17 protein-coding genes are annotated in these 20,291 nt (G+C 41.5%); 13 read left to right on the top strand and 4 right to left on the bottom strand.

From position 1 onward, the window contains the following. Positions 1 to 48 precede the first annotated feature (48 nt). The 4 genes from GM920_RS12680 to GM920_RS12665 all read left to right on the top strand — a co-directional run bounded on the left by GM920_RS12680 (position 49) and on the right by GM920_RS12665 (position 6,117). Positions 49 to 1,821 carry an AMP-dependent synthetase/ligase gene (locus GM920_RS12680; RefSeq protein ID WP_182957781.1) on the top strand — a complete coding sequence of 591 codons (1,773 nt, stop codon included), beginning with the start codon at positions 49 to 51 and terminating at the stop codon, positions 1,819 to 1,821. After that, the gene (gene ggt / locus GM920_RS12675; protein ID WP_182957778.1) at positions 1,799 to 3,523 is read left to right on the top strand and encodes a gamma-glutamyltransferase; all 1,725 of its coding nucleotides are present in this window, start codon (positions 1,799 to 1,801) and stop codon (positions 3,521 to 3,523) included. The genes GM920_RS12680 and ggt overlap by 23 nt, the downstream gene beginning before the upstream one ends. Before the next feature lie 123 nt (positions 3,524 to 3,646). After that, a complete protein-coding gene (locus tag GM920_RS12670; protein ID WP_182957775.1) occupies positions 3,647 to 4,960 on the top strand; it encodes a DUF6089 family protein in 1,314 nt (437 codons plus the stop codon). A gap of 320 nt (positions 4,961 to 5,280) precedes the next feature. Continuing rightward, positions 5,281 to 6,117: a DUF6266 family protein gene (locus GM920_RS12665; RefSeq protein WP_182957773.1), complete on the top strand. Its 837-nt coding sequence runs from the start codon at positions 5,281 to 5,283 to the stop codon at positions 6,115 to 6,117. Positions 6,118 to 6,142: 25 nt separating this feature from the next. Here GM920_RS12665 and GM920_RS12660 read toward each other — a convergent pair whose 3' ends face one another. Continuing rightward, positions 6,143 to 6,523 carry a DUF488 domain-containing protein gene (locus GM920_RS12660; RefSeq protein WP_182957770.1) on the bottom strand — a complete coding sequence of 127 codons (381 nt, stop codon included), beginning with the start codon at positions 6,521 to 6,523 and terminating at the stop codon, positions 6,143 to 6,145. 130 nt (positions 6,524 to 6,653) lie between these two features. Here GM920_RS12660 and GM920_RS12655 point away from each other — a divergent pair, with 130 nt between their 5' ends. From GM920_RS12655 to GM920_RS12630, 6 genes are all read left to right on the top strand, one after another. Further along, positions 6,654 to 7,112 (top strand): MarR family winged helix-turn-helix transcriptional regulator, encoded by a 459-nt coding sequence (locus GM920_RS12655; protein WP_182957767.1) that lies wholly within the window; start codon positions 6,654 to 6,656, stop codon positions 7,110 to 7,112. Beyond that, positions 7,093 to 9,498, top strand: coding sequence for a 3-hydroxyacyl-CoA dehydrogenase/enoyl-CoA hydratase family protein (locus GM920_RS12650; protein ID WP_182957763.1), 2,406 nt, complete (start codon positions 7,093 to 7,095; stop codon positions 9,496 to 9,498). The genes GM920_RS12655 and GM920_RS12650 overlap by 20 nt, the downstream gene beginning before the upstream one ends. Positions 9,499 to 9,523: 25 nt before the next feature. Continuing rightward, the gene (locus GM920_RS12645; RefSeq protein ID WP_182957760.1) at positions 9,524 to 10,702 is read left to right on the top strand and encodes an acetyl-CoA C-acyltransferase; all 1,179 of its coding nucleotides are present in this window, start codon (positions 9,524 to 9,526) and stop codon (positions 10,700 to 10,702) included. Positions 10,703 to 10,711: 9 nt separating this feature from the next. Continuing rightward, a complete protein-coding gene (locus GM920_RS12640; RefSeq protein WP_182957757.1) occupies positions 10,712 to 12,502 on the top strand; it encodes an acyl-CoA dehydrogenase family protein in 1,791 nt (596 codons plus the stop codon). 130 nt (positions 12,503 to 12,632) lie between these two features. Beyond that, a complete protein-coding gene (locus GM920_RS12635; protein ID WP_235964516.1) occupies positions 12,633 to 13,124 on the top strand; it encodes an FKBP-type peptidyl-prolyl cis-trans isomerase in 492 nt (163 codons plus the stop codon). Positions 13,125 to 13,133: 9 nt separating this feature from the next. After that, positions 13,134 to 14,036 (top strand): FKBP-type peptidyl-prolyl cis-trans isomerase, encoded by a 903-nt coding sequence (locus tag GM920_RS12630; RefSeq protein WP_182957751.1) that lies wholly within the window; start codon positions 13,134 to 13,136, stop codon positions 14,034 to 14,036. Positions 14,037 to 14,051: 15 nt separating this feature from the next. On the opposite strand, the gene GM920_RS12625 is transcribed toward GM920_RS12630, so the two are convergent. Next, entirely contained in the window at positions 14,052 to 15,359 is a 1,308-nt protein-coding gene (locus GM920_RS12625) for a cryptochrome/photolyase family protein (RefSeq protein WP_182957748.1), read from the bottom strand. A 49-nt stretch (positions 15,360 to 15,408) separates the two neighbouring features. Next, entirely contained in the window at positions 15,409 to 16,317 is a 909-nt protein-coding gene (locus GM920_RS12620; protein ID WP_182957745.1) for a TIGR01777 family oxidoreductase, read from the bottom strand. Positions 16,318 to 16,470: 153 nt separating this feature from the next. Between GM920_RS12620 and GM920_RS12615 the strand changes: the two genes are divergently transcribed. After that, entirely contained in the window at positions 16,471 to 17,766 is a 1,296-nt protein-coding gene (locus GM920_RS12615; protein ID WP_182957743.1) for a DASH family cryptochrome, read from the top strand. Here the strand turns inward: GM920_RS12615 and GM920_RS12610 are convergent. Beyond that, positions 17,763 to 18,251, bottom strand: coding sequence for a hypothetical protein (locus GM920_RS12610; protein WP_182957741.1), 489 nt, complete (start codon positions 18,249 to 18,251; stop codon positions 17,763 to 17,765). The genes GM920_RS12615 and GM920_RS12610 overlap by 4 nt on opposite strands. A gap of 338 nt (positions 18,252 to 18,589) precedes the next feature. On the opposite strand from GM920_RS12610, the gene GM920_RS12605 reads away from it, so the two are divergent. Together GM920_RS12605 and GM920_RS12600 are read left to right on the top strand one after the other, a co-directional pair. Further along, on the top strand, positions 18,590 to 19,294 hold the full coding sequence (locus tag GM920_RS12605) for a LytR/AlgR family response regulator transcription factor (protein ID WP_182957739.1): 705 nt from the start codon (positions 18,590 to 18,592) through the stop codon (positions 19,292 to 19,294). A 57-nt stretch (positions 19,295 to 19,351) separates the two neighbouring features. Further along, positions 19,352 to 20,230, top strand: a complete 879-nt coding sequence (locus tag GM920_RS12600) for a MerR family transcriptional regulator (RefSeq protein WP_317171544.1) — start codon at positions 19,352 to 19,354, stop codon at positions 20,228 to 20,230. Positions 20,231 to 20,291 lie beyond the last annotated feature (61 nt).

The following is a 20,291-nucleotide window of genomic DNA, read 5'->3' as shown; positions in this document are numbered from 1 at the left end:
TTGTTAGATTTGAGAAAGACCAGATAGAAAATATAAAAATAACCGTATATGGCTGTAAATATCACACGCGTATTTGATTTACTTCAATACAATTTAGAGAATTTTCCCAAAGAGGAGTTTATCAGTGGTAAGGTTAAAGGGGAGTGGAAAAAATATAGTACATCACATTTCTGTGAGACCGTTGATGCCCTCAGCAGAGGTCTGATCGGTATTGGTGTCGAGAAAGGTTCAAGGGTGGCAGTCATGTCTGCCAATAGGCCAGAATGGAACATCAGCGATTTCGCCATCATACAGTTAGGAGCTTATCAGGTTCCTTTATATCCTACACTTGCGGAGCATGACATCAAATTTATTCTGGAGAATGCGGAGGTGACCATCGTGTTTGTGGCAGATGAGCTGATCTATGAAAAAGTGAAGCTGGCTTGTGCAGCTTTACCGCATGAGGTTAAAATTTATAGTTTCAGTCCGGTGAAAGGCGTTCCTTCCTGGGAAGCGCTGATCGAGGCTGGGAAAGCAGCTTCAGATTTGGACCTGGAAGTTTACCGTAGCCAGGTCACACCAGAAGATATCTTAACCTTAATATATACTTCAGGAACTACCGGTACGCCTAAGGGGGTGATGCTGACTCATGATAACCTGGTGAAGAATTTTGAGAAATCTTCGGTGCTGGTTCCCCCCGGACTAAACAAGGCATTGAGCTTTCTCCCTTTGTCGCATATTTTTGAAAGGATGATTGTTTACCTGCACATGTATAAAGGTGCAGCCATTTATTATGCAGAAAGTATGGAAACGATTGTGGCTGATATCCAGTTTGTCAAACCAAATGCTTTTTCTACGGTTCCAAGGCTCCTGGAAAAGGTGTACGATAAAATTATGGAAAAGGGAAAGGCGCTTACCGGAATTAAAAGGGGGATCTTCTTTTGGGCGCTTTCAGTGGCAGAGAAATTTGAATTCGATAACGGTTCTTTTTATAAGTTTAAACTGGCGATAGCCAGGAAGCTGGTCTTTAAGAAATGGCAGGAAGCCCTGGGTGGAGAGATTGTGGTGATTGTTTCGGGTGGAGCAGCGCTGAATGCTCGTTTGTGTCGGATCTTCTGGGCGGCTGGCATGCCGGTGATGGAAGGATACGGTTTAACGGAAACTTCTCCGGTGATCACAGTGAATTATATCGGGGCCACCAGATTTGGAACGGTAGGTCCAACGATTGAAGGGGTAGAGGTTAAAATTGCGCCTGATGGTGAAGTATTGGTTCGTGGACATAACGTGATGAAAGGTTATTACAACCGGGAAGACTTAACCGCTGAGTCGATCGATAAAGAAGGTTGGTTCCATACCGGAGATATTGGTGAAATGGTAGAGGGTCGGTTCTTAAAGATCACCGATCGTAAGAAAGAGATTTTTAAAACTGCAGGCGGTAAATATGTAGCGCCACAAATGCTGGAAAACAAACTGAAAGAGTCTCCCCTGATCGAGCAGGTGATGGTACTGGGTGAAAATAGAAAATTCCCATCGGCTTTAATTATTCCTACTTTTGCAGCGCTAAAAGCATGGTGCGAAAAAAAGGGAATTGCTTATACCAGCAATGAACTGATGATCAAAGACCCACAGGTCTTGAAAAAATACGATGAAATTGTGGCTTATAGCGGCAAGGAATTTGGCAAATGGGAACAAGTGAAGCGCGTGGCTTTGCTTTCCAAAGAATGGAGCATTGAGGGCGGTGAACTTACCCCTAAATTAAGCTTAAAAAGAAAGGTCATTCTGGAGAAAAACGGAGTGATTATAGAAAAAATTTATACAGATGCAGCAGATTATAAAGGCTAAGTTATTGAAGCGTGAAGGTTTGTTTTTAAAGGTACTGGCAATTGCCTTTGTATTGTCGGGCTGTGCCGGAAGGCCATTGGGAAAAAACAGCCCTACCACATACCGCAATGGGATGGTGGTTTCTGCCAGTCCATTGGCTTCAAAAGTTGGCCTGGAAATCTTGAAAAAACATGGGAATGCAATAGATGCAGCAGTGGCTGTGCAGTTTGCACTGGCTGTAGTGTACCCTAATGCCGGAAATATTGGTGGCGGTGGTTTTATGGTCTATCGCTCTGATAGCGGTGAAACCAATACTTTGGATTTTAGAGAAAAAGCTGGAGCTGCAGCATCCAGAGATATGTACCTCGATGCATCCGGTGCACCAATTGTAGACAAAAGTCTTTACGGGCAATTGGCCGCAGGTGTTCCTGGCTCAGTAGCAGGAATGGTAGCCGCCCATAAAAAGTATGGGCATTTGTCTTGGGCAACATTATTAGAACCAGCGATTTTGCTGGCCAGAAATGGTTTTCCACTGAGCAGCCAGCAGGCAGATGAACTTAATGAACTTTCCAGCCGTTTATTGGAATTAAATCCCGATGGGACCGCTTTGTTGAAAGCTGGAAAATGGGCTGCAAATGATTTATTGAAGCAGGAGGAGCTGGCGGTAACGTTGGAGCTGATCCGCGATCAGGGAAAGGCTGGCTTTTACGAAGGTAAAGTTGCCGATCAAATTTTGCAGGAGATGAAACGTGGTGGCGGTATCTTAACCAAAGCAGATTTACAAAACTACCAGGCTGTTTGGCGCAAAGCCATTACCGGCCCCTATAAATCGTATAAGGTTATTACCATGCCTCCGCCTTCCAGTGGTGGGATTGCTTTGATTCAGTTGCTCAAATCCGTGGAACCTTATCCTTTGAAAAGATGGGGCTTTCAGCAGGATTCTACCGTTCAGTTAATGGTAGAGGCGGAGCGAAGGGTATACGCGGATCGTGCCACGCATCTTGGTGATCCGGATTTCTATGCCGTTCCGGCAAAAGCCTTGATGGAAGATCAGTACATTAAGCATAGAATGAAGAGTTTTGATTGGTCGAAAGCCGGTTCAAGCACAGCGATTAAAGCAGGTGTAGTTTCAGGAAAGGAGCATGAAGAAACGACACATTTTTCTATTGTCGATAAAAGTGGAAATGCGGTATCTATTACGACAACCTTAAATGGTTCTTATGGAGCGGGTGTTGTGGTCAAAGGTGCGGGTTTCCTACTGAATAACGAAATGGACGATTTTTCCGTGAAACCCGGTGCGCCTAATATGTATGGATTAGTGGGTGGCGAAGCCAATGCCATTGAGCCAGGAAAGCGGATGTTAAGTTCAATGACGCCATGTATCCTTGAAAAAGATGGAAAACTCTTTATGGTGGTTGGTACCCCAGGTGGCTCAACAATTATAACGTCTGTTTTTCAGACCATTCTAAATGTGATCGAATTCGACCAGAATATGCAGCAGGCGGTTTCTGCTAAGCGGTTTCACCACCAATGGCTCCCTGATGTAATCTATACAGAAAAAGGAGCAATCGATTCAATTACCCGCGTTAAACTGGAAGCTAAAGGCTATGTCATCACACCAAGAGGTCCGATGGGAAGAGTAGATGGGATCCTAAAAACAAAACAAGGTAATTATCAAGGTGGAGCAGATCCACGTGGTGACGATCAATGGCTAGGTTGGTAGCTGTCTAAAATTCTGCACAGTTCAAACCTAATTATAGTCGTTTAAAGCAGTTTTAATAATTGGCCTGAGTATTGAAATGAGTTGCATGATTAAACATTGTAATAATTATTCAATACTTATCTTATGAAACAAAATTTTATTAAAACCCTGCCTGTAGCTATTGCTGCGCTCCTAGTTGGAGGTTCTGTTCAGGCGCAGGATCAAGCAGGTGCAAAGTCTAGTCAGTTGACTACTTGGTCGATTGGTGTAAATGCTGGGGTTTTAACTCCATTATCTCCTTTGGGTGGGAAAAATGATTTTTCCAATTCAAAATCTAGTCTTGGTTACGGTTTGTATATTAAGAATCAGATTACTCCTTATTTCTCTCTACGTTTAGACGGGGTTAGAGGTAAATTGAAAGGTGATAACTCTGAAAACTGGAAAAGCGGTGCGCCAAACACAAGTGCTGTAAATTCCTTTGAAACTAACCTGGAGTATTCAGGAAGTTTAAATGCAGTGGTAAATTTATTTAACATCAGTATGTTCAATGCCAACAGTGCAGTACAATTGTATGCTTCTGCGGGTGCTGGTTTGGCGGGCTACAAAGTAAAAACTTCGGGTACTGTTGATGGTCCATTGGTTGATTATGCAGGAGATAAAACGATCTCTGAATTGATTATTCCGGTTGGATTGGGTGCTAAATTCAAATTGACAGAACGTATGAACTTAGATTTAGGCTGGACTGTTAACTTTGTTGATGGTGATAACCTGGATGGAGTTTACCGTGGTAATAATGACAAATATAACTATGGTTATGCAGGTCTTGAATTTGCCTTAGGAAAAGGATCAAAACAATTGGCATGGCACAATCCGGTAGCTTTAACTTATGAAGAAGCCTTAGCTGCAAAACAAACTGCAAATGCATTGAAAGCTGACAATGATAAATTGAGAGCTGATATGAATGATTTGTTGAAAGATTCTGATGGTGACGGTGTTGCTGATAAATTGGATAAATGTCCAGGTACACCAGCGGGTATCGTTGTTGATGGTGCTGGTTGTCCTTTAAAAGTTCCGGTTCCAGTAATCCAAGAGAAAGTAATCATTACTGAAGCTGATCGTAAGGTAGTAGAAGAAGCGATTAAAAACTTAGAATTTGATTTAGGAAAAGCAACGATCCGTGAAAAATCTTATCCTACTTTAAACCGTGTTGCGGCATTATTAGTAGAGAAAAACTTTAGCCTGAAATTAGGTGGTCATACTGATAACACAGGTTCTATGGCTTTAAATATGCGCTTGTCGAAAGAAAGAGCAGAATCAGTAAAAGCTTACTTAGTGTCTCAAGGCGCCAACCCTTCACGTATTGAAGCGGTAGGTTATGGTCCAAATCAACCAATTGCAACTAACAAAACTGCAGCTGGTCGTCAATTGAACAGAAGAGTAGAATTTACACTTTACTAGTCCTGATTTAATTTCATTTGAAAAGCGTCTTACCTCTATAGGTAAGACGCTTTCTTTTTGTTTTAACTTTTATTTGCAAACCATGCTGGAGTAATTAGGGTTAATATGGCGTTTAATTGCAGTAATTCTTATGCGGGTTTTAGGGGTAGGTTGCTAGGGCCATGCTTGCTTAATTTGCTTGTGAAAGCTGATAAAATGGGGGTTGATATAGGGTGATTTTTACTAAAGTAATTAGTATTATTTCGGTCGATTACTAGTATATGCGATTGTTTATGAGTAGCTTGGTTCCAGTCAATTCAGACGAATTAATCATTTATATCATGGCAATATGCAAAGTGGGGCCTTTTGGGCATCCTTCCGGAAAAATAGGAAATATGGTTTTTTATATGTTAAATGGGCAAGCGGTGTGCCGGAGCAAGGGAAAACCGGGGAAACCAAGTCTAAAACAGAAAGCCAATCAAGAGGCGATGAAGCTGACGATGGAGTTGCTTAAACCGATGAAGGATTTTATCAATGTCAGTTTTAAGCAGGAATCAGCGGGTTCCATTAAAAATCCGCATAATCTGGCGACTTCCTATAACAAAAAACAAGCTTTAACAGGGGAATACCCCAATATAAAAGTCGATTATAACGAAGTGATCCTGAGCCGTGGTACACTGGAAATGGCTGAGGACCTCAAAGTAAGTAAAGGAGTAGAAGGGCTTGATTTAAGCTGGGATTCCGGTATAAAGGAGAACGGTGCTGCTGATGATATCCTGATGGTATTGGTCAGTCACCCAACAAAAAAACGTGCAAGTACTTTTCTTAATGCGGCAAAAAGAGCAGATGGGAGCTGTTTTATCCCGCTAGACAGAGAATGGATGATGACGGAGCAAATGGAAGTTTATGTCTGTTTAAAATCTTCCAATGAAAAATTAATCTCCGACAGTGCTTATGTAGGAAACCTGAATGGTGCTCCGGATAGTCCGCTGGAGAAAGCAGAAAAAATGAAGTTTTTTGCTATTAAAGCCCGTTTTGATCAGGTGGCTGCGGATTATGAAAAGAAAAAAATGGACTATGCGGAGGGCGTCATTGGTACCAAAGCATTCCGATACCTGGAAAAAGAATACCAGGTGTTGAGGGATAAATTGAAACACCTGCCCGGGAAGCCTTCCTGATATATTTATCTTTTGGCTGGCTTTGTTAGCCCTGCATCAGCTGTTCTTCTAGAAAACCAAGCAATACCTGCGCGTGGTTATAGGTCTCGCTATGCGCGGCATATAACAAGGTGATGTGGGCCTGTGTCTTTGTTTTTTCAAGGAGCTCGGCTACTGCCGGATTCTTTGCCAGTTCTTCTTTGTATTGCAGGTTGAAACCTGACCATCGTTCCGGCTGGTGATCAAACCATTTTCGGAGTGCTACACTTGGGGCAATTTCTTTAAGCCAGCAGTCCAGCGCTGCGTCCTCTTTTTTTAAGCCTCTGGGCCAGAGCCGATCCACAAGTATTCTGAACCCATCGCCTTTGGCGGGTTTTTCGTAAATTCTTTTGGTCTTAAAAATCACCTGCTTACTGCGCTTACTCATTGCTATGGAATTTACGATTTATTGTGTAATCAGCCTGATTTTCTGTCTAATAAAATAAAATAATATTTTTTTTCTTTGCTTGCATTTGATTTATTTATTCGATAGCTTTGTTATGCAAGCATAGTAATTAATGAAACAACAAGAGACAGTAGATTATTTCCTGAAGGTGGTTTGGCAGAATGTTTCCAACACCTATAATCAGATCGCTTCCGGGTTCGGAATCACACAGGCCATTGGTTATGTGCTGATCAATATTGAAAAAGAAGGGACCGCTGTTTCCAAACTGGCAGGTTTACTGGGAGTGAAAGCAACCAGTTTATCCAGGATGTTAAACAATATGGAAGAACAGGGGTTAATATATAGAGAAACTTCGATTGGCGACAAGCGTTCGGTGAAAGTTTTCCTGACTGATTTGGGTCGTGAAAAAAGAGCGCTCGCAAGAGAGGTCGTAATTTCCTTTAACGAATACCTGAATACCCATTTTAGTACGCAGGAGAAGAATAATTTGATCGCCTCATTACAGAAACTGAATAAACTTACACTGGCATATAAAATTCCTACTGAAAATTATGAACAAGAAGATAAATAGAGTAGCAGTATTGGGCTCAGGAATTATGGGTTCACGTATTGCTTGTCACTTTGCGAACATTGGAGTTGAAGTACTTTTACTGGACATTGCTCCAAAAGAGCTGAGCGCGGAGGAGCAATCTAAAGGATTGAGCCTGGACCAGCCAGCAGTGAAGAATAGAATTGTAAATGCTGCTTTACAAAACACGGTGAAGACCAATCCTTCCCCTGTTTATACCAAAAAGGTATTGAATAAAATTACCACAGGAAACTTTACCGACGATATGTCAAAGATTGGGTCTTACGACTGGATCATTGAGGTGGTGGTAGAAAACCTGGATATTAAAAGAAAAGTATTTGAACAGGTAGAGCAATTCCGTAAACCGGGTTCATTGGTGACCTCTAATACTTCGGGCATCCCGATTCACCTGATGGCAGAAGGAAGGTCTGCAGATTTCAAAGCAAATTTCTGTGGAACGCACTTTTTTAATCCACCGCGCTACCTGAGGTTGCTGGAAATCATTCCTACACCGGATACACATCCGGAACTGGTGGATTTCTTAATGCATTACGGAGACAAATTTTTAGGAAAAACAACGGTTTTATGTAAGGATACGCCAGCATTTATTGCCAATAGGGTAGGTGTATATTCGATCATGTCTTTACTGCATTTGGTAGAGAAAATGGACCTTACGGTAGAAGAAGTAGATAAATTTACGGGTCCGGCTTTAGGAAGGCCAAAATCGGCGACTTTCCGTACCACAGATGTGGTTGGTTTAGATACGATGATTAAAGTTTCTAAAGGACTTTACGACAATTGTCCGGATGATAAAGCCCATGATCTTTTTAAGCTTCCCGCTTATGTAGAGAAAATGGAAGCCAACAACTGGCTGGGTGATAAAACCAAACAAGGGTTTTATAAAAAAACAAAAACTGCTGATGGCAAAACCGAAATTTTAGCCCTGGATTTAAAAACCCTGGAATACCGTCCTCAGGAGAAAGTGAAATCAGCCACATTGGATATCACTAAATCTATTGAGAATGTAAAAGATAGAATGAAAGTTTTTGCCGCAGGAAAAGATAAAGCCGGAGAATTGTTCCGCGCGTCTTTCTTCGGACTGTTTGAATATGTATCGGATCGCATTCCGGAAATCTCAGACGAGCTTTACCGGATTGATGATGCCATGCGTGCCGGATTTGCCTGGGATTTAGGCCCTTTTGAGGTTTGGGACGCAGTAGGTGTTGCCGATGCAATTGAAGGAATGAAAAAGTATGGACACGAGGCAGCGCCATGGGTTCATGAAATGCTGGCCGCAGGTCATACGGCCTTCTATAAAGTGGAAGATGGTGTAAAAAAATACTATGACATTCCTTCCAGAACTTATAAAGCAGTTCCAGGAACAGAGGCTTTTATCATCCTTGATAATTTAAGAGCCAATAAAACGATCTGGAAAAATGGTGGTGCTTCCATCATTGACCTTGGGGATGGTATCCTGAATGTCGAATTCCATTCCAAAATGAATACCATTGGTGGCGATACTTTACAAGCCATCAATAAAGCGATAGACCTTGCGGAAAAAGAATATAGAGGAGTCGTGATCGGAAACGATGGCGCCAACTTCTCGGCCGGTGCCAATGTGGGTATGATTTTCATGATGGCCGTAGAGCAGGAGTGGGAAGAATTGAACCTGGCCATTCGCATGTTCCAGAACACTTCCATGCGTATCCGGTATTCTTCGATTCCAGTAGTCGTTGCGCCACATAATTTAACGCTGGGTGGTGGTTGTGAATTTAGTTTACACGCCGATCATGTGCAATTGAACGCAGAAACGTATATGGGATTGGTAGAGTTTGGTGTTGGTGTGATTCCTGGCGGTGGGGGGACCAAAGAATTTGCTTTGCGTGCTTCCGATGAGTATAAAGAGGATCAGATTGTGCAAAATGTGTTGAAAGACAGGTTTCTGACGATTGGGATGGCAAAAGTATCGACCTCCGCTGTAGAAGCTTTTGAACTGGGCTATTTGCAGAAGGATAAATATTCGATTTCGATGAACAGGAGCCGTTTGATCGCGGATGCGAAAGCAAAAGCAATTGAGTTGGCTGATGCAGGTTATACGAAACCAGTACCACGTAAGGACATTAGGGTGTTGGGAAAACAAGGTTTGGGCATCGTTTATGCCGGCGCAAATACCATGTATTCCGGTCAGTACATTTCTGAACATGACAAGAAAATTTCGGAAAAGTTGGGTTGGGTCATGTGTGGTGGAGATCTTTCCGCACCAACAGAGGTCACAGAACAATATTTGCTGGACCTGGAAAGGGAGGCTTTCCTATCGCTTTGCGGGGAACGTAAAACATTGGAGCGTATTCAAAGTATTGTGACCAAAGGGAAACCTTTAAGAAACTAATTTTTTCTATTAAAAGACACAGATCATGCAAGAAGCATATATTATAGCAGGATATCGTACCGCAGTAGGCAAGGCTCCACGTGGTGTATTTCGTTTTACCAGAGCTGATGATTTAGCAGCAGATGTGATTAGGCAGTTGGTGGCTTCGGTACCCAATCTGGATACCACACAAATTGATGATGTGATTGTTGGAAATGCAACTCCAGAAGCGGAGCAAGGCCTGAATATCGGGCGTATGGTTTCACTGATGGGCTTGGATACGGATAAAGTACCAGGCGTAACCATCAACCGTTATTGTGCTTCAGGATTGGAAACCATCGCAACAGCGGTGGCAAAGATCAAAAGCGGAATGGCAGATTGTATTATTGCCGGGGGAGTAGAAGTCATGTCGGGTATGCCTTTTGGCGGATGGAAAGTTGTTCCAAACCCTGATGTGGCCATGAAAAACCCGGATTGGTATTGGGGAATGGGCTTAACTGCAGAAGCAGTGGCCAATGAATATAAAGTAAGTCGGGAAGATCAGGACGCTTTCGCTTTTCAATCGAATATGAAAGCAGTGGAAGCGATTAAAAACGGTCACCTGAAAGCAGGTGTTGTGCCGATCACGGTAGTGGAAAATTACCTCGATGCCAATATGAAAAAGAAAAGCCGTAGTTATGTGGTGGATACAGATGAAGGACCAAGAGCAGATACTTCCTTGGATAAGCTCGCAAAATTAAGACCTGTTTTTGCCGCAAATGGTAGTGTAACTGCCGGTAATTCTTCTCAGACTTCTGATGGGGCAGCTTTCGTACTGGTTGTTTCTGAAAAGAAAATGAAGGAATTGGGCCTGGATCCGATTGCACGTCTGGTTAGTTATGGTATCGCTGGTGTTCCACCAAGAATTATGGGGATCGGGCCGATTGAGGCGATTCCAAAAGCCTTGAAAATGGCAGGTATGAAACTGGAAGAACTAGACCTGATAGAGCTGAATGAAGCCTTCGCTTCTCAGTCGCTGGCCGTAATCCGAACTTTAGGTCTTGATGCCGAAAAAGTAAATGTGAACGGTGGTGCAATTGCCCTTGGGCATCCACTAGGTTGTACCGGCGCTAAATTATCAGTACAGTTATTTAATGAATTGAAACGAAGAGATCAGAAATATGGTATGGTCACGATGTGCGTAGGTAGCGGACAAGGTGCTGCTGGAATTTTTGAAATGCTTTAATAAGATATTATGGAAACTACAGACAAAAAAACAATTAAAGGTGGAGCGTTTTTAATTACAGAAACCGATTTCCAGGATGTATTTATTCCTGAAGAATTTGATGAAGAACAACAAATGATTGCGCAGACTTGTCGCGATTTCCTTGCAGCAGAAGTTTACCCAAACCTGGATCGTATCGATACACAGGAAGAAGGATTAATGCCTTCGCTCATGGATAAAGCTGGGGCATTAGGTATTCTAGGTGTTTCCATCCCTGAAGAATTCGGTGGTTTTGGAAAAAACTTCAATACCTCGATGCTGGTTGCCGATGTGATTGGTGCTGGTCACTCTTTTGCCGTGGCACTTTCTGCACATACAGGAATTGGTACACTACCTATTTTGTATTATGGAAATGAAGCGCAAAAAGCGAAATACATTCCTAAGCTGGGAACGGGTGAATGGAAAGCAGCATATTGCTTAACAGAGCCGAATTCTGGTTCAGATGCCAATTCGGGAAAAACAAAAGCAAAGCTTTCTTCGGATGGTACGCATTACCTGATCACTGGTCAGAAAATGTGGATTACCAATGGTGGTTTTGCTGATATCTTTATTGTGTTCGCTAAAATTGATGACGATGCCAACCTGACTGCTTTCATTGTGGAGCGAGATTTTGGGGGCATTACCATGAATCCAGAAGAACATAAAATGGGAATTAAGGGTTCTTCGACCAGACAGGTATTCTTTAATGACTGCCCGGTACCGGTGGAAAATATGCTTTCTGATCGTCAGAATGGTTTTAAAATTGCCGTGAACATTTTAAATATTGGCCGGATTAAGTTATCAGCAGCAGCAATTGGTGCTTCTAAAGCGGTGATCGATACAGCGATTAATTATTCCAATGAAAGGATTCAGTTTGACCGTCCGATTTCTAAGTATGGTGCCATCAGGTATAAACTTGCGGAAATGGCGGCAAAAGTATATGCTGTAGAATCGGCTAATTATCGGGCAGGTCAGAATATTGACGATGCCTATGAGCGATTGGTTGCCGGGGGGATGGATGCCAGTAAGGCGAAACTAAAATCGACGGAAGAATATGCTGTAGAATGTGCAATCCTGAAAGTATGGGGTTCTGAAGTGCTGGATTATGTAGTAGATGAAGGGGTGCAAATTTATGGTGGGATGGGATTCTCTGCGGAAGCGCCGATGGATCGTGCTTATCGTGATGCGAGGATCAACAGGATCTTTGAAGGTACCAACGAAATCAACCGTTTATTGACTGTTGACATGATGTTGAAACGCGCCATGAAAGGCGAGTTGGATTTGATGACACCTGCAACAGCAGTGGCGGCAGAGTTGATGTCTATCCCGGATTTCGGAGAAGAAGACGATGCTTTGTTTGCGGCAGAAAAGAAAATCATCAAAAACCTGAAGAAAGCAACTTTAATGGTTGCTGGTGCTGCGGTTCAGAAATTGATGATGAGCCTTTCTAAAGAACAGGAGATTTTGATGAACATTGCAGACATGGCCGGTTATGTATATGTGGCAGAATCAGCCATGTTGAGGACAGAAAAACTGGTGAGTCTTTCTGGAGAAGCCGCTTGTGAAGGGCAGCTGAACATGATGCGCATCTATTTCGTGGAGGCCGTTGATGCCTTGCAAAAAGCAGGTAAAGAAGCTTTATGGGCTTTCGCCGATGGTGATGAACAACGCATGATGATGGTGGGCTTACGTCGCTTTACCAAAATGGAAGCTTTCAATGTTAAAGAAGCTCGTCAAAAGGTCGCACAGCAACTTATTGCGGCGAATAAATATTGCTATTAACGTATTGATTCATAATTAAACTGGACGCTCTTAATCTGATTAAGGGCGTTTTTTTTGACCAGGTTTTTTCTATTTGTTAAAATTGGTTAAAAATTGCGCCATCGCCAATAAAAGAGTATTTTTGTCTATTATGTTAAAAAATGAGATTTTGCTGTCGTTGTTTCTTTTATGCGGTTTATTTGCTGCATGTCAGAAAACACCTCCCTATGATGAGGAGAAACAGTCGGATCGTGATGCTTCAATTATAGCAAAATATAAAAAGGATAACAACTTGGATAGTGTAAATGTTGATTCTTCAGGTTTGAATTATCGGTTCATAGAGAAGGGTACAGGAACCGTTTTTCCTAAACTAAGCGATAGTATTGTTGTGTCTTTTGAAGCCCGTCTTTTAGGAGCTAGTGCTGCTTTTCAGACCGTTGCGCAAACAGATTCGGTGACGGTAAAGTTGGCGGATGCGATGGAAGGCTGGAGAATCGGACTCCCTAAAATCACTAAAGGAGGGCAAATCAGATTGATTATTCCTTCTGGCTTAGCTTACAAGGATTTTGGCAGTCCTGGTGGAAGCCCTATACCTCCATTTGCCATATTAGATTATACCATTAGGCTAAAGAATATAAAATAGAAAATACAAATGATTAAAAAGTTATCACTTTATACCATTGCCTTCCTGGCGACCATCGTTATTTTTAGTTCCTGCAAAAAGGATGATCAGACTGTTCAGCAGATAGATGCCACTAAACTAACAGCGTACTTTGCAAAAAACAACATTAAAGCCACTCCAGACTCTGCTAATACAGGTTATTATTATGTTTTGAACCAACCTGTTGGCAGTACTGCGGCAACGTATAAAGGTTCAGATTCAGTAAGATACAGCATTAATCTTACTGGTTTATCTACCGGAACGGTATACACTACCACACCTTCGCTTCGTAATGAAGGACAGCGTGTAGGTTCTACTTTTGGTTTTTATGGTAAAGCCATTCCTGCAATTAGTAGTGTATTACAGAAATTACAGCCAGGTGGTAGTACTCAGATTTACCTGCCTTCTAATTTGGCTTTTGGTAAAAATGGTTTCCCAACTGCGGGTATCCCTTCCAACGAAGTAATGGTGGTGACAGTGACTACTTATAAAGAGTCTCAAAAGGCTTTAGATGAGGCGCATATTAAATCTTATTTAACAGCAAATTCTATTGTTGCAGTTAGAGCTGATTCTGGAATCTATGTTCAGACAATTACAGCAGGAACAGGACCAGAGGTGATTGATCAATATTCATTGGTGAATTTCACTTATACACTAAAAACATTTGATAATTCGATTAATGAATCATCTACGTTGATCAGTAGCCCTAAATCGCTGATTCCTGGATTTAAAATTATCATGCCTAAGTTCAGTAAAGGAACTAAAGTGAGGATGTTTATTCCTTCTTGGTTGGGCTATGGAAATGCAGCTACGTCTTCGGCAAATGGAGCGCCATCTATTCCTGCAAACTCTTGTTTGGACTATACTATAGAAATCACAGCAGTGACCAACTAAAATACAAAGGCGGCATTATTCATTTAATGCCGCTTTGAAAGCTTTCAATACTCTTTCTCTAGCAAAAGCATGATCAACAATAGGTTGGACATGCTTTAATTGTTTATAGGCAGGTACCCAATGATCTACATACGCTAGTTTTGGATCAAATTTCTTCATTTGGAGCTCCGGGTTAAATACCCTGAAATAAGGTGCGGCATCATTCCCGGATCCACAGGCCCATTGCCATCCCCCTACATTGCTGGCCATTTCATAATCCAATAATTTTGCTGCAAAATAAGCTTCTCCCCATCTCCAATCGATGAGCAGATGTTTGCAAAGGAAACTCGCCACTACCATACGTACCCGGTTGTGCATGTATCCGGTCGCATTGAGTTGTCGCATTCCTGCATCTACTAATGGGTAGCCGGTATTGCCCTGACACCAGGCTTCAAATTCTTCCGGTCGGTTTCTCCATTGAATATGGTCGTATTTAGGTTTAAATGAACGTACAGCGGTTTGAGGGAAATGCCATAAAATCATTTGGTAAAAATCTCGCCAGGCAAGTTCAGAAAGCCATTTGTCTGCCTTTTGTTCCAGGGCTGCTCTCACTGCTTTTCGAATGCTGATGGTGCCGAAACGGAGGTGGATGCCAATATGTGAAGTCGCATCTGCCGCAGGGAAATCCCTGCTTTTCTCATAGCCTTCCAGCTTGTCTTCGAAATCTTTACCTGGAAATTGTGGTGTACTGATTTCAAATCCGATCTCCTTTAAGCTGGGAATGGGAAAGGGCGCGGTTGACCAAAAATTCTGGAAGTACCTTTCCGTCGGGTAGGCACTCGAATAAAAACTGTTGAGCTTCAGTTGCCATTGACGATAGTAAGGTGTGAATACGGTATAAGGATGCCCATCAGACTTGGTGATCTCATTTTTTTCAAAAATCACCTGGTCTTTGTAACTGTAGAATTTGATGTTTTTTAACTGGAGTTGTTCGCTGATAGCCGCATCTCTTTTGATGGCATCAGGTTCATAATCATGGTTGGCATACACTGCCTTAATCTGGTAATTTTCACAAAGTTCTGCCCAGACTTCTATGGGTTTTCCATATTTGATCAAAATGGATGTACCCTGATTTTTCTGAAGATTGTTGCCGAGTTCTGTTAAAGTTTGATGCAGGAAATTGACCCTGGCATCTTGTTTATTGTCCAGTTTTTCTAAAATAGTTTGATCGAAAATGAATAAGAGCATTACCGGATGTTCGCTTTTTAGCGCATGGTATATGGCCGCATTGTCGTCGACTCTCAGGTCTCTTCGTAACCAGCAGATGTTAATTTCCGGCTTCATGATGGATGATTGGTGATTGGAATATTTATACCTTTTGTTTTTTGCGTGTTTATGCGCGGTAAATATCGGATAAAGCGAGATCAAGTTCCGGATATTTAAATTTAAATCCCGTATCCAAGAGTTTTTTTGAACTTGCATTATTGCTGTTGAGCACCAGTTCACTGAGTTCTCCCAGGATAATCTTTAAGATAAATTCAGGTACATTGATTGGCCAAACGGGGCGATGCAATTGTTTGGCTATCGCTTTTGTGAGGCTAAGATTGCTAGCCGGATGCGGTGTACAGGCATTGTATGCACCGGAGTAGCGCTGGTTTTCAATGGAATCGCTAAACATTTTAAGGAGGTCATCAATGTGCAGCCAGGGAGTCCATTGTTTTCCACTACCGAGTCCAGTGCCCAGGTAATAGCGAATCGGTTTGTCCATTGCTTTGAGGGCACCTTCGTTATGGGCCAGGATAAATCCTATTCTCCATTTCACTACTCTGATCCCCATGGAGAGACCTTGATCGGCTGCTGCTTCCCATTCCCGACAGCAAAGGGCGAGGAATCCCTGGCCATTCGGGTGCTCCTCAGTTACTATTTGATCGCCAGTATCCCCATAATAACCCAGTGCAGAGGCAGAGATGAAGTTTTTAACGGGGGCTTTTTGTTCTTTTATAGTTTTGTATAGGAGCTGCGCCGATAAAACACGGCTATTGATGATTTTTTTCTTGCGTGCTGCGGTCCATTTTTCTGAGGCAATATTCTCCCCTGCGAGGTGGATGATGGTATCTACGCCTGACAAGCAATCCGGGTCAATAGTGGATTGATCTAGGTCCCATAAATATACTTTTACCCCATTGATCTGAATCTTTTTTCTCGACAATATAGAGACTTGATAGCCTTTATCCAGGAGTATTTGAATGAGTTTTTGGCCAATCATTCCAGTTGCTCCGGTAATTAGTACCTGTTTGTTCATGTTTTATATAACCAATAATTATGTGATTAGTTTAATATCACTGATTTATCTGCAAATGTTTGTTGCGCTTTTGTAAATATTGCTTTATGAATTCGTACTAAGCTAAAAATTCGTATATTTTTGTTCATTGTTATGTCAGTTATTCAGTCCTTAATGAAATCTAAAAGAATACTAGTCTGGTTTAGAAATGATCTTCGATTACACGACAATGAAATGTTGGTTGAAGCGCTTGCTAAATCTGAGAGTATTTTGCCGGTTTATTTTTTTGATCCTCAGTATTTTCAGGAGACCAGGTTTGGAACTTTAAAGACAGGTTTCCATAGGGCAAAATTTTTATTGGAAAGCGTAGCCGCCTTAAGGTTGTCTTTTCAAAACCTTGGTGGTGATATCTTGTTGGTTCATGGACGTCCGGAAGATTTTATGGCAAAACTAGTGACTGATTTTGACATTTCTGAAGTCTACCACCACCGGGAAGTGGCTCCGGAAGAGACTATGGTCTCGACCAGAATAGAAGATCTTTTGTGGAAACAGAAGGTCAACTTAAAACATTTTATTGGCCATACCTTATATAATAAGGAAGACCTTCCTTTTCCTATTAAGGATATCCCAGATGTTTTTGCACAATTCAAGAAAAAAACAGAGCGGGACGCAATGGTGAAATCTTGTTTTCTCAGTCCTGAGGAGATCATTTTTGTGGAGAATGAAGATTGGGGCGTTTTACCAAGTCTTGCCGATTTAGGTTTTGAAGCCGATCGCGAGGAATTTCCTGCTTTTGAATTTATTGGTGGCGAGGATGCCGGATTAGCACATTTGAAGGAATTGTTGCTGGAAGGTGCAGAAATTCATCAGAAACCATTAAAAAACACAGGAGATAAGCCAGGTTTTTCTTCCAGATTATCTGGATGGCTTTCCATAGGTTGTTTGTCGCCAAGGAAAGTATATTGGATGCTGAAGGAGGGGGAAGCGGAATTTGGCGGGAATACGAATTTTAATCACATTCTTTTGGGTTTATTGTGGCGCGACTATTTCAGGTTCATGTTTAAAAAACATGGCATCGCATTTTTTCAGGATCCGGAAGCTTTTGAGCAGGAGTTTTTCAATCCTACGGAAAATGAACATCCTGATTTGCTGAAATGGAAAAACGGCAATACTGGTCACCCAATCATTGACCGATACATGCAGGAATTAAATACGAATGGTTTTATCACCCATACCGGACGCTTACTGGTATCCACTTTTCTAATTCATATTTTGAAAATACACTGGACCAGTGGTGCATTGTATTTTGAGGAAAAGTTGATAGACTATGCACCGGCAAGCAATTGGGGAAATTGGGCAAATGTTGCCGGCGTAGGTAAGGACCTTAAATCTAAGAATACTTTTGACCTGGAAAAACACATCAAACTATTGGAAGTGCAGGTTACTGATACGCCTTCTTTAGCTAGCTAAGGTTTTTGGAGGGTATCGATCACACTGATGTCTTCATCTGTAGCCCTGACGATCAGAATCCTTTTATTACTTTCTAAATTGACCAACCAAATTACATCATTTCCTGTTTTCACCTTGATGGCAGAAGTGATGTCAAAGTCTTGATACGTTTCTTGAATTTGTTTTTTAATCTGATCAGGGAGGTTTTTTGCTGCGTCGTAACTAAGCTGATACATCAATAAGCCACCTTTTGTAAATACGGCTTTATTTTTTTGGTCATCCAGAATGAAATTGACAACAAATCTTTTGTTTATTTCCAGCCATTGAGGTTGAGTTGCATCTTTAAAAAAATGGTTGAAGGAATTGGCTACCTTTTCTGAGACCACCGCTTTTGTACTATTCCCTTTGATGGTAACAGTTTCAAGGGTAATCTGTGCATTTGCATTTTTCAGGCCCATGAACATCAGAGAAGCGGTCATCGCGAGGGAAATGATTAACTTTTTCATTTTAATAGGATTTAAATGTCTAATAAATATAGCTGACTTGGGGATACTAAAAATCAAATTTATCCCGATACCAGAAGTCTACGTTTATACAACCTATTTAATCGCATAAACTGAATTGTGGATTGAAAATTGGAGTTGAGGGTTAATATCAGGTCGTTGGTATCTGATTTTATGTTGTTTCATGGAAAACGTTTTGTGCTGTTCCGGTGTTGTTACAATAGTGCTGGTTTTTTATGGAAAGCCCGTCCTGAATTCATCCCCCGAATTTGTGTTTTAAATTTATGATCCGTCTTTTGGACAAAGACTGGGTTTTTATAATTTTTCAAAAGACGTAAAAGATGAACTTAAAATGTTTACTGGTAGATGATGAGTTAATTGCACAGAAGATACTCAAGCAGTACATTTCTCTTGTGGATCAGTTGGAACTGGTTGGTGTTTGCAGCAATGCTTTTCAGGCGATGGAAATTTTGAAGACAGAGAAAGTGGATTTAATATTTCTAGACATAGAAATGCCCCGGTTACTGGGGACAAGTCTGATTAAAACGCTGCAACATCCGCCCAAAGTGATCTTTGTCACCTCCCATGAAGCTTATGCGGTAGAAGCATTTGAATTGGATGCTGTGGATTTTTTGCTAAAACCGGTTAGTTTAGAGCGGTTTCTGAAGGCCGTAAATAAAGTGATCGATAGGGGAGTTCCTGTTCAGGATAAATTTCCTGAATCCAGCTTGGATTTTATTTGTTTTCGTGCGAATAGAAAGACGGTAAAAGTCTTTTTAGACCAGATTATCTATATAGAGAGCATCAAGGATTATATTAAAATTTATCGGGACCAGGAGGCACCTTTGTTGGTTAAGCACTCCCTAAGTGCATTGGAATCAATGTTGTCACATCAGCTGTTTATGCGGATTCACAGGTCTTTTATTGTTTCTATAAAACGAATCACCGCTTTTACCAGTTATGATGTGGAGATCAATACGCTTGAAATCCCAATAGGCAGGCGTTTTGCAAGCCAGGTGAAGCGGTTATCCTTAATGAAAGGCTGATTTTATGCTGGTTTTGTTTTTTAAACAAAGCGCAGAAACGTTTGTTGTCCCTATAACGTGAGGAAATTTTCAATAAGTGATATCGAAGGCCTGATTGGTATTAAAGCGCATACCATCAGGGCGTGGGAAGTGAGGTATAACCTGGTCCCACCAAAACGTACCGCAACCAATATCCGGTTTTACAACGAGGAGGACCTCAGAACCTTGCTGAATATAGTGGCTCTGAATGAGAATGGCTATAAGATCAGTAAGATTGCGCGGATGGACAGGGCGGTGATTTCTGATCTTGTCGGGCAGTTGAAAAATGAATTGAATCCGGAGTCTTTGCAGATGATTGGTTTGTGTAAAGCAACCATTGCTTTTGATGAACCTGAATTTGTGAAGGTGATGAACACTTGTATTGTAGAAATGGGTTTAACGAAGACCATGGATTTGGTGATTTTCCCATTTATGAAAAAAATTGGGATGCTCTGGCAAACTGGTTCAATTGACCCTGCACATGAACATTTTGCTTCCAACCTCATTCGGGAAAGGATCATTATTGAGATCAATAAAGTGGGGCAACCCAAGCGGTCAAAAATGAAAAAATTCCTTCTTTTCCTTCCGGAGGCCGAAATGCATGAAAATGGCCTGCTTTTTGCCCGTTACTTATTGAAGAGCCGGGGACATGATAGTTTGTATCTCGGATTAGAAACCCCTTATTCAGATCTAAAAAAAGTTGCAGATTCGTATCGGCCAGATTTTGCCTTTACGGTTTTAACCTCTTTAAATCTGGGTAAAAATGTAAATAAAATTATAGGCAAAGTGATGGATCACCTTAATGTGCCCCTGTTAGTTGCAGGCAGTTTAATCTCTGAATTTGATATCCTTGTTCAAGATCGGCTAACACCGCTAAAGAATGTCCGTGATATGACGGATTTTTTGGAATATTTATAAAGAAAATTGCCCTACTTAATAGGTAAAATCCTAATTTTGCTTCAATATAGCATATATACAC

Origin of the sequence: Pedobacter gandavensis, assembly GCF_014172405.1 — a bacterium.
In the GTDB taxonomy this organism is placed as follows: Bacteria; Bacteroidota; Bacteroidia; order Sphingobacteriales; family Sphingobacteriaceae; genus Pedobacter; species Pedobacter gandavensis.
The sequence above is the reverse complement of the archived record's forward strand: the minus strand, read 5'-3'. Positions and strand labels throughout refer to the sequence as shown.